This window comes from Enterococcus alishanensis, assembly GCF_019218635.1.
In the GTDB taxonomy this organism is placed as follows: domain Bacteria; phylum Bacillota; class Bacilli; order Lactobacillales; family Enterococcaceae; genus Enterococcus_A; species Enterococcus_A alishanensis.
This window is the reverse complement of sequence record NZ_JAHUZB010000004.1, coordinates 304,222-325,240: the sequence shown is the minus strand read 5'-3', so window position 1 is coordinate 325,240 and position 21,019 is coordinate 304,222. Positions and strand designations below refer to the sequence as shown.

Here is a 21,019-nt window from a genome sequence, read left to right as displayed (position 1 = left end):
AAAGCAAAAAAAGGAAGACCCATGCGTTTAGATAAAGTTATAGAAGAACAATTGCAGACGACTCGTAAAGCAATGAAGCGTTTGTTTTTAATGCATAAAGTTATAGTTGACGGTCAAATTGAGCGTAATCCAGCTCGCAATGTCGATAGCCAGCTGCATGAAATAATCGTTGATGGAGAAAGATTAGTCACCCAGCAGGTTTATTATTTGTTAAATAAGCCATTCGGTGTAGTGACGGCTAAAAAAGATGGGCAATTTCAGACAGTTACTGAGTTGGTGGCACCGATAGATTTTAGAGCCGAGCTTTATCCAGTGGGACGCTTAGATCGTGATACTACTGGTTTATTATTGCTGACGGATAATGGACAACTAGGCTATGATTTATTACAGCCAGGCTTAAAAGTGAGTAAAACCTATCAAGCAGAAATTAATGAGCGGGTTACTGAGGCTGATATTGCTGCTTTTGCTGAAGGGATTATTTTTGATGGCGGCATTGTTTGTCAGCCGGCAAAGTTAAAAATTTTGGCAACAACTGAAAAGTCCAGTAAAGTAGAATTAACGATTCAAGAAGGTAAGTTTCACCAAGTCAAAAAGATGTTTTTAGCACGTGGAAAAAAAGTTACAGCTTTAAAACGTGTGGCGATGGGACCTCTAGTCTTGCCGGCTGATTTAGCACCCGGCGATTACCGCAAGTTAACTGTGCAGGAGTTACAACAATTAAAAATATATTTTAGATAGAGGGAAAAAATGAAATACAACACATTATTATTTGATATCGATGACACATTGTTAGATTTTAAAGCTACTGAAGAAAAAGCCTTGAATCAATTATTTACAGAGTTAGAAGTGAGAAACTTACCGCAAGATAAAGCGGCATACAAATTGATGAACCAAGGATTTTGGCGGGATTATGAATTAGGAAAAATTACCCGTGAAGAATTATTAGCTACCCGTTTTAGCCGTTTCTTCAAAACTATTGGTCGAGAAATAAACGGTCCAGCAACGGAAGATCGCTACCGCCAATTATTAAACGCCGGACATGATTTAATGCCAGACAGTTTGACTGTCGTAGAAAAATTAAGTCAAACTGAAGCACTCTACATTGTGACCAATGGTGTCTCGACAACCCAACGGCAACGTCTAAGTGAATCAGGCTTAGAACCGTATTTTAAAAAGGTATTTATTTCTGAAGAATTAGGTACTCACAAACCAGAAAAAGCTTTTTTTGATCACGTATTTAATGAAATTCCACAAATTGATTTAACCAAAACGGTGATCATTGGCGACTCATTAACTTCTGATATTAAAGGTGGACAAATGGCAGGCATCGATACAATTTGGTTAAATAATTGGCAAGACTCTGCTGAAACAATTAAGCCAACTTATGAAATTACGCGCCTAACAGAACTTTATCCGCTTTTAGACATGAATTGATAGTAGTAATTCTTTATATTTTCGTTATAATAGATAGAATGAAAAAAACGAAAGAGGTTTTAAGTAGATGAGTACAAGGCCAATTATCATCGGGGTAACCGGCGGATCAGGTAGTGGAAAGACCAGCGTCAGTCGGGCAATTTACAATCATTTTCCCGATCATTCCATCATGATGTTGGAGCACGATTCTTATTACAAGGATCAAAGTCATTTAAGTTTTGAGGAGCGGTTAAAGACAAACTACGACCATCCTTTTGCTTTTGATACGGATTTATTAATCACTCATTTAGAAAAATTATTGAAATACGAAGCCATCGAAGTTCCCGTCTATGATTATGTGAACCATACTCGTTCGGAAGCAACCATTGTGGAAGAACCGAAGGAAGTCATTATCTTAGAAGGCATCTTAATTTTAGAGGACGAACGTTTACGAGATTTAATGGACATTAAAATCTATGTTGATACAGACGACGATATTCGGATTATTCGCCGAATCAAACGCGACATGGAAGAACGAGGACGGACACTAGATTCAGTCATTGGACAATATTTAGGTGTCGTCAAACCAATGTATCACCAGTTTATCGAACCTACCAAACGCTATTCTGATATTATTGTGCCAGAAGGCGGCGAAAACCATGTTGCGATTGATTTGATTGCAACGAAAGTAGCTACCTTTCTAAATCACGATTAGTCGAGAGAATTCTCGGCTTTTTATTTTGACTGTATTTTTGATTCATGAGATAGTACTTCAAAAAGGAAGTGCCCTTATGACAATGGTTTTTACGAATTTTCCAGTTAGTGATTTACAGAAATCTATCACTTTTTATCAGAAGTTGGGATTTAAATTGAATGAAGACATGCAAAACGAACAATCAGCTGCTATGATGTGGGACGATAATTTCTGGGTCATGTTATTGTCACACGAATTTTATCAACAATTTATCGGTGAAAAAAAATTGATTGATACCAAACAATACAATACTTCAATGACTGCTTTTAGCATGGATAATGTAGCGGAAGTAAAACAATTTGGAAAATTAGCTGCTGATAATGGCGGCAGTACTTTTCACCTAGAATTAGGTTTTTCTGAAGAACAATTGTATCAATTAGAAGTAGAAGATTTAGATGGTAATCAATTACAGCCCATTTGGATGAAAGTTTAATCAAAGGAAACACCTGACAAAGGTGACGATTCAAAGGAGTTAGATCAAAAAGCTAACTTATTAAGGTCGCTACAAAATTGTCAGGTGTTTTTTATAAAAAAACGATTCAGCCAAAAGACTGAATCGTTTAAGAAAATATCTTATAGGTAATATTTTTTAGCAACTGTTAAGTCATCGTTTAATTCATAAACTAAAGGTTGACCAGTTGGAATTTCTAAGTCCATGATGTCTTCATCAGAAATACCTTCAATATGTTTAGCTAAAGCGCGTAATGAATTACCGTGAGCTGCTACTAAAACAGTTTTGTTGTCTTTTAGAGCTGGAGCAATTTCATCTTGCCAGAAAGGTAAAGCTCTTTCTAAAGTAACTTTTAAGTTTTCGCCACCCGGCACGTCACGAGGATCTAAGTCAGCGTAACGACGATCGTTTGCTGCAGAACCTTCGTCAGTTGCTTCCATTAATGGAGGTAATACATCGTAAGAACGGCGCCAGATGTGTACTTGTTCATCACCATATTTTTCAGCAGTTTCTTTTTTGTTAAGACCTTGCAATTTACCATAATGACGTTCGTTTAAGCGCCAAGATTTAACAGTTGGAACCCAAAGTTGATCAGATTCTTCTAAAATATAGTTACAAGTTTTGATGGCACGAGTTAAAACTGAAGTATAAGCAATATCAAATTCGATACCCGCTTCTTTAATTTTACGTCCGCCTTCTTTTGCCTCTTCAACACCTTCTGGAGCTAAGTCAACATCTGCCCAACCAGTGAATTGATTTAATTTGTTCCATTCGCTTAATCCGTGACGAGAAAATACTAATTTTGGCATGGATAAATCTCTCCTTGTGTAATTTATTTCTGAAATTTTCATACTACCGCTACATTGTACAATTTTTTTGGTGAATTTGCTATTAATCTTAACAACTTAAATTTAAAAAAAGTTTTTATGGGACTTCAATTGTTTTTGGTCCGTCAGGTGTACCAACAATCACGCGAGCAATCATATCTAAGAACAATCCATGTTCGACTACGCCAACTGTCTGATCCAATTCATCTGCTAAAGCATGAGGATCTTCAATCACTTCAAGATTTAAGTCAATAATATAATGCCCACCGTCAGTTGTTAATATCTCACCGTTTTCTGTCCGACGCCAACCAGGATGATAGCCCTTATCTTGAAAATGGCGGAATAAGTTTTCACTACCAAAAGGAACAACTTCAACTGGTAACGGAAATTTACCCAATTGATCTACCACTTTACTCTCGTCAACAATCCAAATGACTTCATTAGAATAAGTTGCGACAATTTTTTCGAATAAAAGAGCGGCACCGCCACCTTTAATCCCATGAAAGTCTGAACTAATTTCATCAGCGCCGTCAATTACTAGGTCAACATGATCAACATCATCGATGGCTTTTAAAGGAATTCCCAACTCCAAAGCATGTTCTTCTGTTTTCAATGAAGTAACCACACCAATAATATTTAAACCTTCTTCTTTAACCCGACGTCCCAATTCTTTCACCATGTAATAGGCGGTTGAGCCAGTACCTAAACCGACAATCATGCCGTCCTTAACATATTTGGCACTTTCAAGGCCTACTAATTCTTTCAAGTTCATTTGAAAAATCCCACTTTCTATACGTTTTCCTTATTGTAACCGCTGTTACATGAAAAAAAAAGGAATACTTTCATTAAACAAGTAAAAAAATATTTTTCAAACTAAAAAAAAGCAGCAGAGCTTGTTGACAGCTGAAATGTCCCATGGTATGCTATCAAAGGTGCTTTGTGAACAGGTCTCTCAGAAAGAGACGTGCTGACTGTGTCAAGGTACGTTTGATAATGGATGCACAGATGATGCATTATTTTTTATCGCCAAAAAAGAACCACCTGGATGTGTGGGTCTAGTCATGGCGAATCGAGGAAGGAGGAACAAGGAATGCCTACAATTAATCAACTAGTACGTAAACCTCGTAAATCAAAGGTGGAAAAATCTAATTCACCAGCATTGAATAAAGGATATAACAGCTTTAAAAAAGTTCAAACGAATGTCAATTCACCTCAAAAGCGTGGGGTAGCAACTCGTGTCGGCACTATGACACCTAAAAAACCTAACTCAGCGTTACGTAAATATGCTCGTGTTCGTTTATCAAACTTAATCGAAGTTACAGCTTATATTCCAGGTATTGGTCACAACTTACAAGAACATAGCGTGGTATTACTACGTGGTGGACGTGTAAAAGACTTACCAGGGGTACGTTACCATATCGTTCGTGGTGCACTTGATACTGCCGGTGTTAACGATCGTAAACAAAGCCGTTCTAAATACGGTACTAAACGCCCTAAAGCGTAATTATTCGAACTAAAAAAATTGAACATATTTCTCGTAAGAAGGAGGAGAGTTATTCATGACTCGTAAAGGTGCAATTGCAAAACGCGATGTTTTGCCAGATCCTATGTACAATTCTAAGTTAGTAACTCGTCTGATCAACCGAGTAATGGTTGACGGCAAACGTGGTACTGCTGCGAATATCGTATATAGCGCATTTAATACAATTAAAGAATCTACAGGAAATGATCCATTGGAAGTTTTCGAACAAGCAATGGAAAACATCATGCCTGTCTTAGAAGTAAAAGCTCGTCGTGTCGGAGGTTCAAACTACCAAGTCCCTGTTGAAGTACGTCCAGAACGTCGTACAACATTAGGTCTTCGTTGGGTAGTTAACTATGCTCGTCTACGTGGCGAACATACTATGGAAGAACGTATGGCTAAAGAAATCATGGATGCAGCTAACAATACTGGTGCTTCTGTTAAAAAACGTGAAGACACTCATAAAATGGCTGAAGCCAACCGTGCGTTCGCTCACTATCGTTGGTAAGATCCTCTTTTGTAGACAACGTCAATCAAAAGACAAGACGCAATTTTTATTTCAATTAAGAGGGGAGAAACAAAAGAAATGCCAAGAGAATTTTCGCTAGAAAACACTCGTAACATCGGTATCATGGCCCATATTGATGCAGGTAAAACAACTGCAACAGAACGTATCTTATACTACACTGGTAAAATCCATAAAATTGGTGAAACGCATGAAGGTGCATCACAAATGGACTGGATGGAACAAGAACAAGAACGTGGTATTACGATTACTTCTGCAGCAACAACTGCACAATGGAAGGGTTATCGTATCAACATCATCGACACTCCTGGACACGTGGACTTCACTGTTGAAGTTGAACGTTCATTACGGGTATTAGATGGTGCGGTTACTGTCCTTGATGCACAATCAGGTGTAGAACCACAAACAGAAACTGTATGGCGTCAAGCGACTACTTACGGTGTTCCACGGATCGTATTTGCTAACAAAATGGATAAAATCGGTGCAGATTTCTTATACTCTGTAGAAACTTTGCATGACCGTTTACAAGCAAATGCTCATCCAATTCAATTACCAATCGGTGCAGAAGATGATTTCGAAGGTATCATTGACCTAGTCAAAATGAAAGCTGAAATGTACACAAACGATTTAGGTACTGAAATTGAAGAAACTGACATTCCTGCTGATTATGTAGATTTAGCAACTGAATGGCGCGAAAAATTAGTGGAAGCTGTAGCTGAAACTGATGAAGAACTAATGATGAAATATTTAGAAGGCGAAGAAATCACTGAGGAAGAATTGGTAAACGGTATCCGTCAAGCGACAGTTAACGTTGAATTCTACCCTGTATTGTGTGGTTCTGCTTTCAAAAATAAAGGGGTACAATTATTGCTAGATGCAGTACTTGCTTACTTACCTTCACCATTAGATATCGAATCTATCAAAGGAATCGATCCTAAAACTGAAGAAGAAGTTGAACGTCCAGCCGACGACAGCGCACCTTTCTCAGCTTTAGCATTTAAAGTTATGACTGACCCATTCGTAGGTCGTCTAACATTCTTCCGTGTTTACTCTGGTGTTTTACAATCAGGTTCATACGTACAAAACGCTACTAAAGGCAAACGTGAACGTGTTGGTCGTATCTTACAGATGCATGCTAACTCACGTTCTGAAATCTCTGAAGTTTACGCTGGAGATATCGCTGCTGCAGTTGGTTTGAAAGACACTACTACTGGGGATACTTTGTGTGATGAAAAACAACAAGTTATTCTTGAATCAATGGAATTCCCTGAACCAGTTATCGAAGTTGCGATTGAACCTAAATCAAAAGCTGACCAAGATAAAATGGGTGTCGCTTTACAAAAATTATCTGAAGAAGATCCTACTTTCCGCGCTGAAACAAACGTAGAAACTGGCGAAACGATCATCGCTGGTATGGGTGAACTTCACTTAGATATCATCGTTGACCGTATGCGTCGCGAATTTAAAGTAGAAGCTAACGTTGGTGCACCACAAGTATCTTACCGTGAAACATTCCGTCAAGGTACGCAAGCTGAAGGGAAATTTGTCCGTCAGTCTGGTGGTAAAGGTCAATACGGTCACGTATGGATTGAATTTGAACCAAACGAAGAAGGTGGCGGATTCGCATTCGAAAACGCAATCGTCGGTGGTGTGGTTCCTCGTGAATACATTCCTGCCGTTGAAGCTGGTTTGAAAGATGCTATGGAAAATGGTGTCTTAGCTGGTTACCCAATCGTAGACGTAAAAGCAAAACTTTATGATGGTTCATACCATGATGTCGATTCAAATGAAACTGCCTTCCGTGTAGCTGCTTCTATGGCACTACGGGCTGCAGCTAAAAAAGCAAACCCAGCAATCTTAGAACCAATCATGGCTGTTGAAGTAGTTATTCCAGAAGATTACTTAGGTGATGTAATGGGACACGTAACTGCTCGTCGTGGTCGGGTTGAAGGTATGGAAGCTCGTACTGGTGGCTTACAAGTCGTCCGTGCAATGGTTCCATTAGCTGAAATGTTCGGCTATGCAACTACTTTACGTTCAGCTACTCAAGGTCGTGGTGTCTTCACTATGACATTTGACCATTATGAAGCTGTACCAAAAGCTGTTCAAGAAGAAATTATTAAGAAAAACGGCGGAAAAGCTGAATAATTCTTAGAAATTTCTAGGAAAACAGTTGAATTTTGTCAAGAAAGCATTGCTTTTTTGCAAGTTTCAGATAAAATCTATAAATGATGATACGGGCTCACGCTGCTAGTCAGCGTGGACTTATCAGATAAAAAATATTATACATTCATCTAGGAGGAACATTTTTAAATGGCTAAAGAAAAATTTGACCGTTCAAAACCCCATGTAAACATTGGTACTATCGGACACGTTGACCATGGTAAAACTACTTTAACTGCTGCAATCACAACTGTACTTGCTAAAAAAGGCGGCGCAGAAGCAATGGATTACTCTCAAATCGATGGTGCTCCAGAAGAACGCGAACGTGGAATTACTATCAACACAGCTCACGTTGAGTACGAAACTGACGCACGTCACTATGCACACGTTGACTGCCCAGGACACGCGGACTACGTTAAAAACATGATCACTGGTGCTGCTCAAATGGATGGCGCGATCTTAGTAGTATCTGCTGCTGATGGCCCTATGCCTCAAACTCGTGAACATATCTTGTTATCTGGCCAAGTTGGCGTACCTTACATCGTTGTTTTCTTAAACAAAGTTGATATGGTTGATGACGAAGAATTATTAGAATTAGTTGAAATGGAAGTTCGTGACTTATTAACAGAATACGACTTCCCAGGTGATGACACTCCTGTTATCGCTGGCTCAGCTTTGAAAGCTCTTGAAGGCGAAGCTTCTTACGAAGAAAAAATCTTAGAATTAATGGCTGCTGTTGACGAATATATCCCAACACCAGTTCGTGATACTGACAAACCATTCATGATGCCAGTCGAAGATGTATTCTCAATCACTGGTCGTGGTACTGTTGCTACTGGACGTGTTGAACGTGGACAAGTTCGTGTTGGTGACGAAATCGAAATCGTAGGTATCGCTGAAGAAACTGCGAAAACAACTGTAACAGGTGTTGAAATGTTCCGTAAATTATTAGATTACGCTGAAGCTGGCGATAACATTGGTGCGTTATTACGTGGTGTTGCCCGTGAAGACATCCAACGTGGTCAAGTATTAGCTAAAACAGGTACAATCACACCTCATACAAAATTCTCTGCTGAAGTTTATGTATTGAGCAAAGAAGAAGGTGGACGTCATACACCATTCTTTACTAACTACCGCCCACAATTTTACTTCCGTACGACTGACGTAACTGGAGTAGTTGAATTACCAGAAGGAACTGAAATGGTAATGCCTGGCGATAACGTAACAATGGAAGTTGAATTAATCCACCCAATCGCTGTAGAAAATGGGACTAAATTCTCAATCCGTGAAGGCGGACGTACAGTTGGCGCTGGTGTTGTAACTAAGATCGAAGCTTAATTCTGTAAAACAAAGCAACATTATACTCGGACGCAAGATCGCTGATTTTTTCAGCGATCTTTTTTTTCGCTTGAAAAAAAATAAGGCAAGCTAAATAATTTTTATGAAAACGCTTGTATTTTTCGTTAATCCATTGTCTAATTAAATTATATGAAGGACGATGAGGTGTTTTTATGAACATATTAGTTTTATTTCCAATACTAATGGGTGCTGGACTAGGCATGCAAACAGCTGTAAATGCGAAATTGAGAACTTTTGTTGAATCTCCCTATTTAGCATCGGCAATTTCATTTACAATTGGCACGATTTTTTTATGTCTGATCACACTCATTAGCGGAAGTGATTTATTAGTAACGGCAAGTGTTTTTCGAGATAATCCAGCTTGGATTTGGATTGGTGGATTATTAGGGACGATCGGCTTAACGATTAATCTTTTATTATTTTCAAAATTGGGTGGTATTCAAGCAGCGGTATTACCAATTTTCGGACAAATAATTATGGGCGTAGTCATCGATCAGTTTGGTCTTTTCAATGCACCGCAATCGATTTTAACTGTAAAACGTGGATTGGGATTGATGCTGGTAGTTATCGGTGTCTTTGTAACTATTGGTATGATGAAGAGAAATAAATTAGTTAAAAAGCCAAGAGAACAACAATTGTTGCCTTGGCAAATCATTGGGGTTGCTGGCGGTATGCTAACAGCTTTGCAAGCTGCGATTAATGGGCAATTGGGCACTGTTCTTGGTTCCCCGATTCAGGCTGCAGCAATTTCATTTACGATTGGAGCGATAGTATTAATTATCGTCTCAATTATAACAAAAGCTGACTTTAATAAAATTCAATCTACCATTAAAAATAGTAAAGATAGTTGGTGGATTTGGATTGGTGGATTCTTAGGTAGCATTTATGTTTTCGGGATGGCATGGCTCGTTCCTAAAATTGGTACTGGACAAGTGGTAGTGATGGCTTTATTTGGTCAGTTATTATTTAGTGCATTGGTTGAAAATTTTGGTTTATTTCGTTCAATTAAAATACCCATCAATTCCTCTAAAGTAATGGGATTAGTAATTATGCTAACGGGGGTCTTGATCGTTCACTTTTTATAAACTGAGATTGAAGGAATAAAAAGATAATCAAAATGTCTATATAATAGAAGAAAAAATAGTTCTCTTTATAATTGTGTAAGAAAATTATCTAGAAGTTGTCTGGTAAGGGCAACTTCTTTTTTTGAAAAAAAGTTGATTGAGTTCCAAATTTCAGAAAAAAGCAATGAAAACACGATTTAACAAAGAAAAACCTTGCAATAGCAGTCGAATTATAATATACTCATAAAGGCGCTGTTTACGAAAGTGAAACAGCACTGGGGGTTCCGTTTGGAATCTACCGGCTTTGAAACGAGAGGTTGCGACACGCCCGGACGCTTTGCCACGGAAGGGCATGACGGAGATTTTCGTGGAGCTATGTCTACTTTTAAAATAGGCGAGGAGGGAAACAAGATGGCAAAACAAAAAATTCGTATCCGTTTAAAAGCGTATGAACATGGTATTTTAGACCAATCAGCGGATAAAATCGTAGAAACTGCAAAAAGAACTGGTGCTAGCGTGTCTGGTCCAATTCCATTACCAACTGAACGCAGTCTTTACACAGTTATTCGTGCGACTCATAAATACAAAGATTCACGCGAACAATTCGAAATGCGTACTCACAAACGTCTAATCGACATTGTGAACCCTACACCAAAAACAGTTGATGCTTTAATGAAGCTAGACTTACCATCAGGTGTAAACATTGAAATCAAACTATAATAAGAAATCGGAGGTGTAATCATGACCAAAGGAATCTTAGGGAAAAAAGTGGGAATGACACAAATCTTTACAGAATCTGGCGAACTAATTCCGGTAACTGTTGTTGAAGCAACACCAAACGTAGTTTTACAAGTAAAAACTATGGAAACAGACGGTTACGAAGCTGTGCAATTAGGTTACCAAGATATGCGTGAAGTTTTGTCTAACAAACCTGCGAAAGGTCATGTTGCAAAAGCAAACACGGCTCCTAAGCGCTTCATCAGAGAATTCAAAGATGTTGAGCTAGGAGACTATGAAGTAGGACAAGAAGTGAAAGTTGATACTTTCCAAGCTGGAGACATCATTGATGTTACCGGAACGACTAAAGGTAAAGGATTCCAAGGCGTTATCAAACGTCACGGACAAAGCCGCGGCCCAATGGCCCACGGTTCTCGTTACCACCGTCGTCCTGGATCTATGGGTCCTGTTGCACCAAACCGCGTGTTTAAAAATAAAAAATTAGCTGGTCGTATGGGCGGCAACCGCGTAACAATTCAAAATCTTGAAGTTGTTCGTGTGGATGCTGAACGTAATGTTATCTTAGTTAAAGGTAATGTACCAGGCGCGAAAAAATCATTAATCACTATCAAATCTGCTGTTAAAGCAAAATAATTGTTAAAGGAAAGGAGGAACTAAGGAATGCCAACTGTAGCATTATTTAAACAAGATGGAACTCAAAATGGAGACATCACTTTAAACGAAGAAATCTTCGGTATTGAACCAAATGAAAGTGTTGTTTATGATGCAATCATCATGCAACGCGCTTCATTAAGACAAGGAACACACGCTGTGAAAAATCGTAGCGCAGTATCAGGCGGTGGCCGTAAACCATGGCGCCAAAAAGGAACTGGACGTGCTCGTCAAGGTTCAATCCGTTCACCACAATGGCGTGGAGGTGGCGTTGTATTTGGACCAACACCACGTTCATACAGCTACAAACTTCCTAAAAAAGTTCGTCGCTTAGCAATTAAATCTGTCTTATCAGAAAAAGTTGCTGAAAATAACTTAGTTGCTATCGATGCATTGAGCTTCGAAGCACCAAAAACCAAAGAATTTAAAGAAGTGTTAGCTAACTTATCAATTGACGCTAAAGTATTGGTAGTTGTTGAACCTGACAATGAGTTCGCTCAATTATCAGCTCGCAACATTCCAAACGTAGCAGTTGTAACTTCAGATAACGTAAGTGTTTTAGACGTTGTTTCTGCAAGTAAAGTCTTAGCAACACAAACTGCTCTTACTCAAATTGAGGAGGTGCTTGCATAATGGAATTATTAGACGTAATCAAACGCCCAGTTATCACTGAAAAATCTACTTTAATGATGGATGATAAAAAATACACTTTTGAAGTAGACGTACGTGCTAACAAAACATTAGTGAAACAAGCAGTAGAAGCTGCTTTTGATGTGAAAGTTAAAAACGTGAACATCCTAAATGCGAAACCAAAAGCTAAACGTGTTGGCCAATATCAAGGCTTCACGAAAAAACGTCGCAAAGCAGTTGTGACATTAACAGAAGATTCTAAAGACATTCAAATTTTCAGCGCTGAATAAGCCTGAAAAAAATCTCATTATAGGAGGGACATAGACGTGGCGATTAAAAAGTACAAACCTACCACAAATGGCCGTCGTAACATGACAAGTTCTGATTTCGCTGAAATCACTACTTCAACACCGGAAAAAACATTGTTGCAACCATTGAAAAACAATGCCGGTCGTAACAACAACGGTCGTATTACTGTACGTCATCAAGGTGGCGGTCATAAACGTCAATACCGTGTCATCGATTTCAAACGAAATAAAGATGATATTGTTGCTAAAGTTCAAACGATCGAATATGATCCGAACCGTTCAGCAAATATTGCATTAGTTCATTATACAGACGGAGTAAAAGCTTACATTTTAGCTCCTAAAGGCTTAGAAGTTGGCATGACTGTCGTTTCTGGACCTAACTCAGATATTAAAGTAGGTAACGCATTACCACTAGAAAACATTCCAGTTGGTACAGTTATTCACAATATCGAAATGAAACCTGGCAAAGGCGGACAATTAATCCGTTCTGCTGGTACAAGTGCACAAGTACTTGGTAAAGAAGGTAAATACGTTTTAGTTCGTTTGAACTCAGGCGAAGTTCGTATGATCTTAGCAACAGCTCGTGCAACAATCGGTTCTGTTGGTAATGAACAACACGAATTAATTAACATTGGTAAAGCTGGCCGTTCTCGTTGGATGCGCAAACGCCCAACAGTTCGTGGTAGCGTAATGAACCCTAACGATCACCCACATGGTGGTGGTGAAGGTAAAGCTCCAGTTGGACGTAAAGCACCAGTATCTCCATGGGGTCAACCTGCATTGGGTTACAAAACACGTAATAAAAAGGCTGCTTCAGACAAACTTATCGTTCGTCGTCGCAAAACTAAATAATTACATTGACCGTGTGTCGTATATTTTGAGAGGAGGTACACCATGGGTCGTAGTTTGAAAAAAGGACCTTTCGCGGATGACCATTTAATGAAAAAGGTCGAAGCGCAACAAGGTGTTGAAAAGAAAAAAGTTATTAAAACTTGGTCTCGTCGCTCAACAATTTTTCCTAATTTTGTAGGATTTACTATTGCTGTTTATGACGGACGCAAACATGTACCAGTTTACATCCAAGAAGATATGGTTGGACATAAATTAGGTGAATTTGCACCATCTAGAACTTATCGCGGACATGCTGCTGACGATAAGAAAACAAGACGTTAATTTTGAGGGGAGGAAATCATCATGGCAGAACAAATTACATCAGCTAAAGCAATTGCGAAAACAGTTCGCACTTCTCCTCGTAAATCTCGTTTAGTTATCGATCTTATCAGAGGAAAAAGCGTAGCAGAAGCAATTTCAATTTTAAAATTCACGCCTAACAAAGCGGCAGGAATTATTGAAAAAGTTTTAATGTCTGCAGTTGCTAACGCAGAAAATAACTTTGACTTAGACGTTGAAAACTTAGTGGTATCAGAAGCATTTGTAAATGAAGGACCAACAATGAAACGGTTCCGTCCAAGAGCAAAAGGTTCAGCATCACCAATTAACAAACGTACAAGTCATATCACCGTAGTAGTATCAGAAAAATAAGGAGGTATAATCAGTGGGTCAAAAAGTTAATCCTATCGGAATGCGTGTAGGCATCATCCGTGATTGGGATGCTAAATGGTATGCTGAAAAAGAGTATGCCGAATTTCTACACGAAGATTTAAGAATTCGTAAATTCATCGCGTCAAAACTTGCTGATGCTTCTGTGTCGACAGTTGAGATCGAACGTGCAGCAAATCGCGTGAACGTTTCAATCCACACAGCGAAACCTGGTATGGTTATCGGTAAAGGCGGATCTGAAGTTGAAAACTTACGTAAAGAATTAAACAAACTAACTGGCAAACGAGTTCATATCAATATTATTGAAATCAAAAAACCAGATTTAGATGCAAAATTAGTCGGCGAAGGAATCGCACGTCAATTAGAAAACCGTGTGGCATTCCGTCGTGCACAAAAACAAGCTATTTCTCGTACTATGAGATCAGGCGCTAAAGGAATCAAAACACAAGTTTCAGGTCGTTTAAACGGTGCTGATATTGCGCGTTCTGAAGGCTATTCAGAAGGAACTGTTCCTTTGCATACATTGCGTGCCGACATCGACTACGCTTGGGAAGAAGCAAACACAACATACGGAAAACTAGGAGTTAAAGTGTGGATTTATCGTGGAGAAATTCTTCCAACTAAAAAAAACGCTGAGAAAGGAGGGAAATAATCATGTTAGTACCTAAACGTGTAAAACACCGTCGTGAATTCCGCGGAAAAATGCGTGGGGAAGCTAAAGGCGGTAAAGAAATCGCATTTGGCGAATACGGTTTGCAAGCGGTAGATTCTCATTGGATCACTAACCGTCAAATCGAAGCTGCCCGTATCGCAATGACTCGTTACATGAAACGTGGTGGGAAAGTATGGATTAAAATTTTCCCTCACAAATCTTATACTGCCAAAGCAATTGGGGTACGTATGGGTTCTGGTAAAGGGGCTCCTGAAGGCTGGGTATCACCAGTAAAACGCGGTAAAATCATGTTTGAAGTTGCCGGTGTTCCTGAAGAAGTCGCTCGCGAAGCATTACGTCTTGCTTCTCACAAATTACCAGTTAAAACTAAGATCGTAAAACGTGAGGAAATGGGTGGTGAATCGAATGAAGGTTAAAGAAATCAGAGAATTAACCACTGCCGAAATGCTTAATCAAGAAAAGCAATTAAAAGAAGAATTGTTTAATTTAAGATTCCAATTAGCAACAGGTCAATTGGAAAACACTGCACGTATTAAAGAAGTACGTAAATCGATTGCACGCATTAAAACTGTATTGCGTGAACAAGCTGACAAATAGTGGAAGGAGGCCTTTTCTCGCATGACTGAAGAAAGAAATCAACGTAAAGTTTATCAAGGTCGCGTGGTTTCCGACAAAATGGATAAAACCATCACTGTTGTCGTAGAAACACAAAAGAATCACCCAATCTATGGTAAACGTATGAAATATTCAAAAAAATATAAAGCGCACGATGAAAACAATGAAGCAAAAACTGGCGACATCGTGAAAATCATGGAAACTCGTCCATTATCAGCAACTAAACGTTTCCGTCTAGTTGAAATCATTGAAAAAGCAGTGATTATCTAATCATCGAGATTTTCCTATAGATGTTCTTTTAAATCTGAAAGGAGGATACACTTGTGATCCAAACAGAAAGTCGTTTAAAAATTGCGGATAACTCAGGTGCCCGCGAAATTTTAACTATTAAAGTTCTTGGCGGATCTGGCCGTAAAACTGCTAACATCGGTGATATTATCGTTGCTACGGTTAAACAAGCAACGCCAGGTGGGGTTGTCAAAAAAGGTGAAGTCGTTAAAGCCGTAATCGTTCGGACTAAAACAGGCGCTCGTCGTGCTGATGGTTCTTACATTAAATTTGATGAAAATGCAGCTGTTATCATTCGTGATGACAAGAGCCCAAGAGGAACACGTATCTTTGGACCTGTCGCTCGTGAATTACGGGAAGGCAACTTCATGAAGATCGTTTCATTGGCACCAGAAGTACTATAATTGGAACTTTTAACCAAAGGAGGTGCGCAACAGTAATGTTCGTTAAAAAAGGCGATAAAGTAAAAGTTATTTCTGGCAAAAGCAGAAATAAAGAAGGCGTCGTATTAGAAGTCTTTCCTAAATTAGACAAAGTCGTTGTTGAAGGCGTCAATGTCGTGAAGAAACATCAAAAACCTTCTCAAACTTCCCCTCAAGGTGGAATCGTTGAAGTAGAAGCGCCAATCCATGCATCAAACGTTCAAGTAATCGATCCTTCAAACGGTGAAGCTACTCGCGTAGGATATAAAGTGGTTGACGGTAAAAAAGTCCGTTTTTCTAAGAAAACCGGCGAAGTTATCGATAAATAAAAAGCTAAGAAAGGAGGACTTCTTAAATGAACCGCCTAAAAGAAAAATATTTAAATGAAATTACACCATCATTGATGGAAAAATTTAACTATAATTCAGTAATGCAAGTTCCTAAAGTTGAGAAAATCGTTGTCAACATGGGTGTTGGCGATGCGGTATCAAACGCAAAAAACTTGGACAAAGCTGTTGAAGAATTAGCTTTGATTACTGGTCAAAAACCTATTATCACAAAAGCTAAAAAATCTATCGCTGGTTTCCGCTTGCGTGAAGGTATGCCAATCGGTGCGAAAGTAACACTACGTGGAGAAAGAATGTATGAATTCTTAGACAAATTAGTGTCTGTATCACTTCCACGTGTACGTGACTTCCATGGTATTAGCAAGAAAGCCTTCGATGGCCGTGGTAACTACACTTTAGGTGTGAAAGAACAATTAATCTTCCCAGAAGTTGATTACGATAATGTTGATAAAGTACGTGGTATGGATATCGTTGTCGTTACAACTGCTAACACTGATGAAGAATCTCGTGAATTATTATCACAACTTGGAATGCCATTCCAAAAATAATCAAGGAGGCGAAATAAATTGGCTAAAAAATCAATGATTGCTAAAAACAAACGCCCTGCTAAATTCTCAACTCAAGCATATACTCGTTGCGAACGTTGCGGACGTCCACATTCAGTTTATCAAAAATTTCATCTTTGCCGTATTTGCTTCCGCGAACTTGCCTATAAAGGTCAAATTCCCGGCGTGAAGAAAGCTAGCTGGTAAAAACAACAAGCGCAAAAAGGAGGTAAATAGTTCAATGGTCATGACAGATCCAATTGCAGATTTCTTAACTCGCATTCGTAATGCCAATATGGTAAAACACGAAGTAGTTGAAGTACCTGCTTCAAAAATTAAACATGACATCGCCGAAATCTTGAAAAAAGAAGGTTTCGTCCGTGATGTTGAATATATCGAAGATGACAAACAAGGCATGATCCGTGTATTTCTTAAATACGGTAAAAATGACGAACGTGTTATCACAAACTTAAAACGTATCTCTAAACCAGGCTTGCGTGCTTACGTTAAAGCTGACGAAGTGCCAAAAGTATTAAATGGTTTAGGTATCGCGATTATCTCTACTTCTGACGGTGTAGTCACTGATAAAGAAGCGAGATCTAAAAATGTGGGCGGCGAAGTGCTAGCTTACGTTTGGTAATTCTATAAAATTACAAGGAGGTGTCTTTAAGTGAGCCGTATTGGTAATAAAATTGTCGTTTTACCTGCAGGAGTTGAAGTAACTCAAAAAGGTAATGACGTAACTGTTAAAGGTCCTAAAGGTGAATTAACTCGTACGTTCTCTTCTGATATTACAATGAATATCGAAGGTAGCGAAGTGACATTTACTCGTCCTGATGACAGCAAAGAAATGAAAACAATCCACGGAACAACTCGTGCCAACTTCAACAACATGGTAGTTGGTGTATCAGAAGGGTTCCAAAAAGCTTTAGAATTAATCGGGGTTGGGTACCGTGCACAATTACAAGGATCAAAACTTGTTTTAAGCGTTGGTTACTCACATCCAGTCGAAATCGTAGCACCAGAAGGAATTACGATTGAAGTTCCGGCAAACACTCAAGTAGTGGTTAAAGGTTCAGATAAAGAAGTAGTTGGTGAAGTTGCAGCGAAAATTCGTGGCACTCGTCCACCAGAACCATACAAGGGCAAAGGTGTTCGCTATGTTGGTGAATATGTACGCCGTAAAGAAGGTAAAACTGGTAAATAGTAGGTCGTACCTACAACATGCGGCTTAGGCCAGCTTAAATTAGAGGTGAAAATTGTGATTACAAAACCAGATAAAAACAAAACACGTCAAAAGCGCCACATGCGTGTACGTAAACAAATCTCTGGTACTGCTGAGCGCCCACGCTTGAACGTTTTTCGTTCTAACAAAAACATCTACGCGCAATTAATTGATGACGTAGCGGGTGTAACGCTAGCAAGTGCCTCTGCCTTAGATAAAGATATTTCAGGTGGAAACAAAACAGAACAAGCAAGTGCAGTTGGTAAATTATTAGCTGAACGTGCTATTGAAAAAGGTATTAAAGTCGTTGTCTTTGACCGTGGTGGATACCTTTACCATGGCCGCGTACAAGCTTTAGCTGAAGCTGCTCGTGAAAATGGACTAGAATTTTAGGGAAAAGGAGGAATACCATTCATGGTTTATATCGATCCAAAACATTTGGAATTAGAAGACCGCGTTGTTTCGATTAACCGCGTAACTAAAGTTGTTAAAGGTGGACGTCGTTTACGTTTTGCTGCTTTAGTCGTTGTTGGCGATAAAAACGGACATGTTGGCTTTGGTACTGGTAAAGCACAAGAAGTACCTGAAGCAATCCGTAAAGCAATTGAAGATGCTAAGAAAAACCTTGTGGAAGTACCAATGGTTGGTACAACACTTCCTCACGAAGTCATCGGAGTATTTGGTGGCGGACGCATCTTGATGAAACCTGCAGTAGAAGGTTCTGGAGTTGCGGCTGGTGGACCAGTTCGTGCCGTACTAGAATTAGCAGGTGTTGCTGATGTAACTTCTAAATCTTTAGGTTCAAACACACCAATTAACGTTGTGCGTGCGACAATCAAAGGTTTAACAGAATTGAAAAAAGCAGAAGATGTAGCACAATTACGTGGCGTCTCTGTTGAAAACTTTGCAAGATAAGGAGGACGAAAAAACATGGCTGAATTAAAAATTACTTTAAGACGATCAGTGATTGGACGTCCTCAAAACCAACGTGACACTGTTAAAGCGTTGGGTCTTGGAAAAGTGAACTCTACAGTTGTAAAACCTGCCAATGATGCAATCAAAGGTATGGTTAACACTGTGTCTCACTTAGTGGACGTAGAAGAAGTTAAATAAAGTGAAATTTTGAACTAAGGAGGTGCCAATCAATGAAACTTCATGAATTAAAACCAACAGAAGGTTCACGTAAAGTGCGTAATCGCGTTGGACGTGGTACTTCATCTGGTAACGGCAAAACAGCTGGACGCGGTCAAAAAGGACAAAACTCTCGTTCAGGCGGTGGCGTACGTTTAGGATTCGAAGGTGGACAAACACAATTATTCCGTCGTTTACCAAAACGTGGATTTACTAACGTAAATCGTAAAGAATATGCTGTTGTTAATTTAGATGTATTAAATCGTTTTGAAGACGGTGCTGAAGTAACACCTGTTGCTTTAGTTGAGGCTGGTTTTGTGAAAAACGAAAAAGCTGGAATTAAAGTCTTAGCTAATGGCTCATTAGAGAAAAAATTAACAGTTAAAGCTGCGAAATTCTCTAAAGCTGCCGAAGAAGCAATTAAAGCAGCTGGTGGATCAATCGAGGTGATTTAATGTTCAAGCTTTTAAAGGATTCTTTCAAAGTTAGAGACATTCGATCACGGATCTTTTTCACTATCATCATTTTATTAGTTTTTAGACTTGGTGCACAAATTACGGTACCTGGAGTAAATGTTAGTGGTTTGCAACAATTGAGTGATTTACCATTTTTCAACATGTTGAACTTGGTTAGTGGTTCAGCGATGCAAAACTTCTCAATTTTCTCAATGGGTGTTTCACCATATATCACCGCATCAATCGTGATTCAATTATTACAAATGGATATCGTACCAAAATTTGTTGAGTGGTCAAAACAAGGGGAAGTTGGTCGTAAAAAGTTAAATCAGGCAACGCGCTATTTAACTTTAGTATTAGCTTTTGTTCAGTCTGTTAGTATTACAGCTGGTTTTAACTATTTCGCATCTTATGGTTTCGTACCCGAACAAAATGTTCAAACATTTGTAACAATTGGAGTTATTCTAACTGGCGGAACAATGTTTGTTACCTGGTTAGGAGAACAAATCACCGATAAAGGGATCGGTAACGGTGTTTCAATGATTATCTTTGCGGGGATCATTTCTCGATTGCCAGAAAGTATTCAGGAAATTGCGGAACGTTACTTTATTAATATTGATCAAAGTGATTTATGGAAATCAATTATTTTTATCGCAGTCTTATTGATCGCGATTATTGCAATTGTCGTATTTGTAACTTTCTTTCAACAAGCTGAAAGAAAAATCCCAATTCAATATACTAAACAAATTGTCGGTGCGCCTACTAGCAGTTATTTACCATTAAAAGTAAATGCCGCTGGTGTTATCCCTGTTATCTTTGCCAGCTCGTTTATTGCAACTCCCAATGCAATTTTGCAAGCTTTAGCAAGTAGTTATCAAGCAGAAGATTGGTATTCAGTATTGCAAGACTTATTTAGTTACAATACAGTACCGGGTGCGACGATTTATACAGTTCTGATTGTTGCTTTTACTTTCTTCTATGCTTTTGTTCAAGTGAACCCTGAGAAATTAGCGGAAAACTTGCAAAAACAAGGAAGTTACATCCCTAGTGTAAGACCAGGTAAAGGAACAGAAGAATATGTATCATCTATTTTAATGCGACTAAGTGTAGTCGGAGCATTGTTCTTAGGATTAATTGCTTTACTACCAATCATTGCACAAATGGTTTGGGACTTACCTCAATCAATTGGTTTAGGTGGTACCAGCTTATTGATCGTAGTGGGGGTTGCATTAGAAACAGCAAAACAATTACAAGGACTTATGTTGAAACGACGTTATGTTGGTTTCATGGACGAAGACTAAACGGCATTGTTGAGGATTTCCTCAACGTCCGTGGTCTCTTCTTAAATAAAT

Annotated in this window: 33 protein-coding genes; 31 read left to right on the top strand and 2 right to left on the bottom strand. The window is 38.9% G+C overall.

Annotated elements, in window-relative coordinates; all coding sequences use genetic code 11:
- Nucleotides 1–21: 21 nt before the first annotated feature.
- The 4 genes from KUA55_RS11915 to KUA55_RS11900 all read left to right on the top strand — a co-directional run bounded on the left by KUA55_RS11915 (nt 22) and on the right by KUA55_RS11900 (nt 2,600).
- Nucleotides 22–738: a 16S rRNA pseudouridine(516) synthase gene (locus KUA55_RS11915; protein WP_218326554.1), complete on the top strand. Its 717-nt coding sequence runs from the start codon at nt 22–24 to the stop codon at nt 736–738.
- Between the two features lie 9 nt (nt 739–747).
- Nucleotides 748–1,434: a YjjG family noncanonical pyrimidine nucleotidase gene (locus KUA55_RS11910; RefSeq protein WP_218326553.1), complete on the top strand. Its 687-nt coding sequence runs from the start codon at nt 748–750 to the stop codon at nt 1,432–1,434.
- A 67-nt stretch (nt 1,435–1,501) separates the two neighbouring features.
- Complete coding sequence (gene udk, locus KUA55_RS11905) at nt 1,502–2,128, top strand: uridine kinase (protein WP_218326552.1); 627 nt, start codon at nt 1,502–1,504, stop codon at nt 2,126–2,128.
- 76 nt (nt 2,129–2,204) lie between these two features.
- Nucleotides 2,205–2,600: a VOC family protein gene (locus tag KUA55_RS11900; protein WP_246601498.1), complete on the top strand. Its 396-nt coding sequence runs from the start codon at nt 2,205–2,207 to the stop codon at nt 2,598–2,600.
- A gap of 140 nt (nt 2,601–2,740) precedes the next feature.
- Here the strand turns inward: KUA55_RS11900 and KUA55_RS11895 are convergent, their stop codons facing one another.
- Together KUA55_RS11895 and rpiA are read right to left on the bottom strand one after the other, a co-directional pair.
- On the bottom strand, nt 2,741–3,427 hold the full coding sequence (locus KUA55_RS11895) for a 2,3-diphosphoglycerate-dependent phosphoglycerate mutase (RefSeq protein WP_218326550.1): 687 nt from the start codon (nt 3,425–3,427) through the stop codon (nt 2,741–2,743).
- A 115-nt stretch (nt 3,428–3,542) separates the two neighbouring features.
- A complete protein-coding gene (rpiA, locus tag KUA55_RS11890; protein WP_218326548.1) occupies nt 3,543–4,217 on the bottom strand; it encodes a ribose-5-phosphate isomerase RpiA in 675 nt (224 codons plus the stop codon).
- A 318-nt stretch (nt 4,218–4,535) separates the two neighbouring features.
- On the opposite strand from rpiA, the gene rpsL reads away from it, so the two are divergent.
- The 27 genes from rpsL (at nt 4,536) to secY (ending at nt 20,968) form a co-directional block, all read left to right on the top strand.
- Nucleotides 4,536–4,949, top strand: a complete 414-nt coding sequence (rpsL, locus tag KUA55_RS11885) for a 30S ribosomal protein S12 (RefSeq protein WP_218326546.1) — start codon at nt 4,536–4,538, stop codon at nt 4,947–4,949.
- A 55-nt stretch (nt 4,950–5,004) separates the two neighbouring features.
- On the top strand, nt 5,005–5,475 hold the full coding sequence (gene rpsG, locus KUA55_RS11880; protein WP_218326544.1) for a 30S ribosomal protein S7: 471 nt from the start codon (nt 5,005–5,007) through the stop codon (nt 5,473–5,475).
- A gap of 78 nt (nt 5,476–5,553) precedes the next feature.
- Entirely contained in the window at nt 5,554–7,641 is a 2,088-nt protein-coding gene (gene fusA, locus KUA55_RS11875) for an elongation factor G (RefSeq protein ID WP_218326543.1), read from the top strand.
- A gap of 165 nt (nt 7,642–7,806) precedes the next feature.
- Nucleotides 7,807–8,994, top strand: coding sequence for an elongation factor Tu (tuf, locus tag KUA55_RS11870; protein WP_218326541.1), 1,188 nt, complete (start codon nt 7,807–7,809; stop codon nt 8,992–8,994).
- Nucleotides 8,995–9,167: 173 nt separating this feature from the next.
- Nucleotides 9,168–10,100 carry a DMT family transporter gene (locus KUA55_RS11865; protein WP_218326539.1) on the top strand — a complete coding sequence of 311 codons (933 nt, stop codon included), beginning with the start codon at nt 9,168–9,170 and terminating at the stop codon, nt 10,098–10,100.
- A gap of 390 nt (nt 10,101–10,490) precedes the next feature.
- Nucleotides 10,491–10,799, top strand: a complete 309-nt coding sequence (gene rpsJ / locus KUA55_RS11860; protein WP_010756438.1) for a 30S ribosomal protein S10 — start codon at nt 10,491–10,493, stop codon at nt 10,797–10,799.
- 21 nt (nt 10,800–10,820) lie between these two features.
- Entirely contained in the window at nt 10,821–11,450 is a 630-nt protein-coding gene (rplC, locus tag KUA55_RS11855) for a 50S ribosomal protein L3 (RefSeq protein ID WP_218326537.1), read from the top strand.
- 27 nt (nt 11,451–11,477) lie between these two features.
- Entirely contained in the window at nt 11,478–12,101 is a 624-nt protein-coding gene (rplD, locus tag KUA55_RS11850) for a 50S ribosomal protein L4 (RefSeq protein WP_218326536.1), read from the top strand.
- Nucleotides 12,101–12,388: a 50S ribosomal protein L23 gene (gene rplW / locus KUA55_RS11845; protein WP_218326533.1), complete on the top strand. Its 288-nt coding sequence runs from the start codon at nt 12,101–12,103 to the stop codon at nt 12,386–12,388. The genes rplD and rplW overlap by 1 nt, the downstream gene beginning before the upstream one ends.
- Before the next feature lie 36 nt (nt 12,389–12,424).
- Nucleotides 12,425–13,258 (top strand): 50S ribosomal protein L2, encoded by an 834-nt coding sequence (rplB, locus tag KUA55_RS11840; RefSeq protein ID WP_218326532.1) that lies wholly within the window; start codon nt 12,425–12,427, stop codon nt 13,256–13,258.
- A gap of 42 nt (nt 13,259–13,300) precedes the next feature.
- Nucleotides 13,301–13,579, top strand: a complete 279-nt coding sequence (rpsS, locus tag KUA55_RS11835; protein WP_010782058.1) for a 30S ribosomal protein S19 — start codon at nt 13,301–13,303, stop codon at nt 13,577–13,579.
- Between the two features lie 21 nt (nt 13,580–13,600).
- A complete protein-coding gene (gene rplV / locus KUA55_RS11830) occupies nt 13,601–13,948 on the top strand; it encodes a 50S ribosomal protein L22 (protein WP_218326530.1) in 348 nt (115 codons plus the stop codon).
- Between the two features lie 13 nt (nt 13,949–13,961).
- Nucleotides 13,962–14,618 carry a 30S ribosomal protein S3 gene (rpsC, locus tag KUA55_RS11825; RefSeq protein ID WP_218326529.1) on the top strand — a complete coding sequence of 219 codons (657 nt, stop codon included), beginning with the start codon at nt 13,962–13,964 and terminating at the stop codon, nt 14,616–14,618.
- Nucleotides 14,619–14,620: 2 nt separating this feature from the next.
- Nucleotides 14,621–15,055, top strand: coding sequence for a 50S ribosomal protein L16 (rplP, locus tag KUA55_RS11820; protein ID WP_218326528.1), 435 nt, complete (start codon nt 14,621–14,623; stop codon nt 15,053–15,055).
- Complete coding sequence (rpmC, locus tag KUA55_RS11815) at nt 15,045–15,236, top strand: 50S ribosomal protein L29 (protein ID WP_218326527.1); 192 nt, start codon at nt 15,045–15,047, stop codon at nt 15,234–15,236. Before rplP ends, rpmC begins: the two co-directional genes overlap by 11 nt.
- A gap of 21 nt (nt 15,237–15,257) precedes the next feature.
- On the top strand, nt 15,258–15,524 hold the full coding sequence (gene rpsQ / locus KUA55_RS11810) for a 30S ribosomal protein S17 (RefSeq protein WP_218326526.1): 267 nt from the start codon (nt 15,258–15,260) through the stop codon (nt 15,522–15,524).
- 53 nt (nt 15,525–15,577) lie between these two features.
- A complete protein-coding gene (gene rplN / locus KUA55_RS11805; protein ID WP_218326525.1) occupies nt 15,578–15,946 on the top strand; it encodes a 50S ribosomal protein L14 in 369 nt (122 codons plus the stop codon).
- Nucleotides 15,947–15,981: 35 nt separating this feature from the next.
- Nucleotides 15,982–16,293 (top strand): 50S ribosomal protein L24, encoded by a 312-nt coding sequence (gene rplX / locus KUA55_RS11800; protein ID WP_218326523.1) that lies wholly within the window; start codon nt 15,982–15,984, stop codon nt 16,291–16,293.
- A gap of 26 nt (nt 16,294–16,319) precedes the next feature.
- Nucleotides 16,320–16,859, top strand: coding sequence for a 50S ribosomal protein L5 (rplE, locus tag KUA55_RS11795; RefSeq protein ID WP_218326522.1), 540 nt, complete (start codon nt 16,320–16,322; stop codon nt 16,857–16,859).
- 18 nt (nt 16,860–16,877) lie between these two features.
- On the top strand, nt 16,878–17,063 hold the full coding sequence (locus KUA55_RS11790; RefSeq protein WP_218326520.1) for a type Z 30S ribosomal protein S14: 186 nt from the start codon (nt 16,878–16,880) through the stop codon (nt 17,061–17,063).
- Nucleotides 17,064–17,097: 34 nt separating this feature from the next.
- Nucleotides 17,098–17,496 carry a 30S ribosomal protein S8 gene (gene rpsH / locus KUA55_RS11785; RefSeq protein WP_218326518.1) on the top strand — a complete coding sequence of 133 codons (399 nt, stop codon included), beginning with the start codon at nt 17,098–17,100 and terminating at the stop codon, nt 17,494–17,496.
- 30 nt (nt 17,497–17,526) lie between these two features.
- On the top strand, nt 17,527–18,063 hold the full coding sequence (gene rplF, locus KUA55_RS11780) for a 50S ribosomal protein L6 (RefSeq protein ID WP_218326517.1): 537 nt from the start codon (nt 17,527–17,529) through the stop codon (nt 18,061–18,063).
- 45 nt (nt 18,064–18,108) lie between these two features.
- The gene (gene rplR, locus KUA55_RS11775) at nt 18,109–18,474 is read left to right on the top strand and encodes a 50S ribosomal protein L18 (RefSeq protein WP_343214720.1); all 366 of its coding nucleotides are present in this window, start codon (nt 18,109–18,111) and stop codon (nt 18,472–18,474) included.
- Nucleotides 18,475–18,495: 21 nt separating this feature from the next.
- On the top strand, nt 18,496–18,996 hold the full coding sequence (rpsE, locus tag KUA55_RS11770) for a 30S ribosomal protein S5 (protein ID WP_218326514.1): 501 nt from the start codon (nt 18,496–18,498) through the stop codon (nt 18,994–18,996).
- Between the two features lie 15 nt (nt 18,997–19,011).
- Nucleotides 19,012–19,194 carry a 50S ribosomal protein L30 gene (gene rpmD / locus KUA55_RS11765; protein ID WP_218326513.1) on the top strand — a complete coding sequence of 61 codons (183 nt, stop codon included), beginning with the start codon at nt 19,012–19,014 and terminating at the stop codon, nt 19,192–19,194.
- Nucleotides 19,195–19,226: 32 nt separating this feature from the next.
- Nucleotides 19,227–19,667: a 50S ribosomal protein L15 gene (gene rplO, locus KUA55_RS11760; RefSeq protein ID WP_218326511.1), complete on the top strand. Its 441-nt coding sequence runs from the start codon at nt 19,227–19,229 to the stop codon at nt 19,665–19,667.
- Complete coding sequence (gene secY / locus KUA55_RS11755; protein WP_218326510.1) at nt 19,667–20,968, top strand: preprotein translocase subunit SecY; 1,302 nt, start codon at nt 19,667–19,669, stop codon at nt 20,966–20,968. The genes rplO and secY overlap by 1 nt, the downstream gene beginning before the upstream one ends.
- Nucleotides 20,969–21,019: the final 51 nt, after the last annotated feature.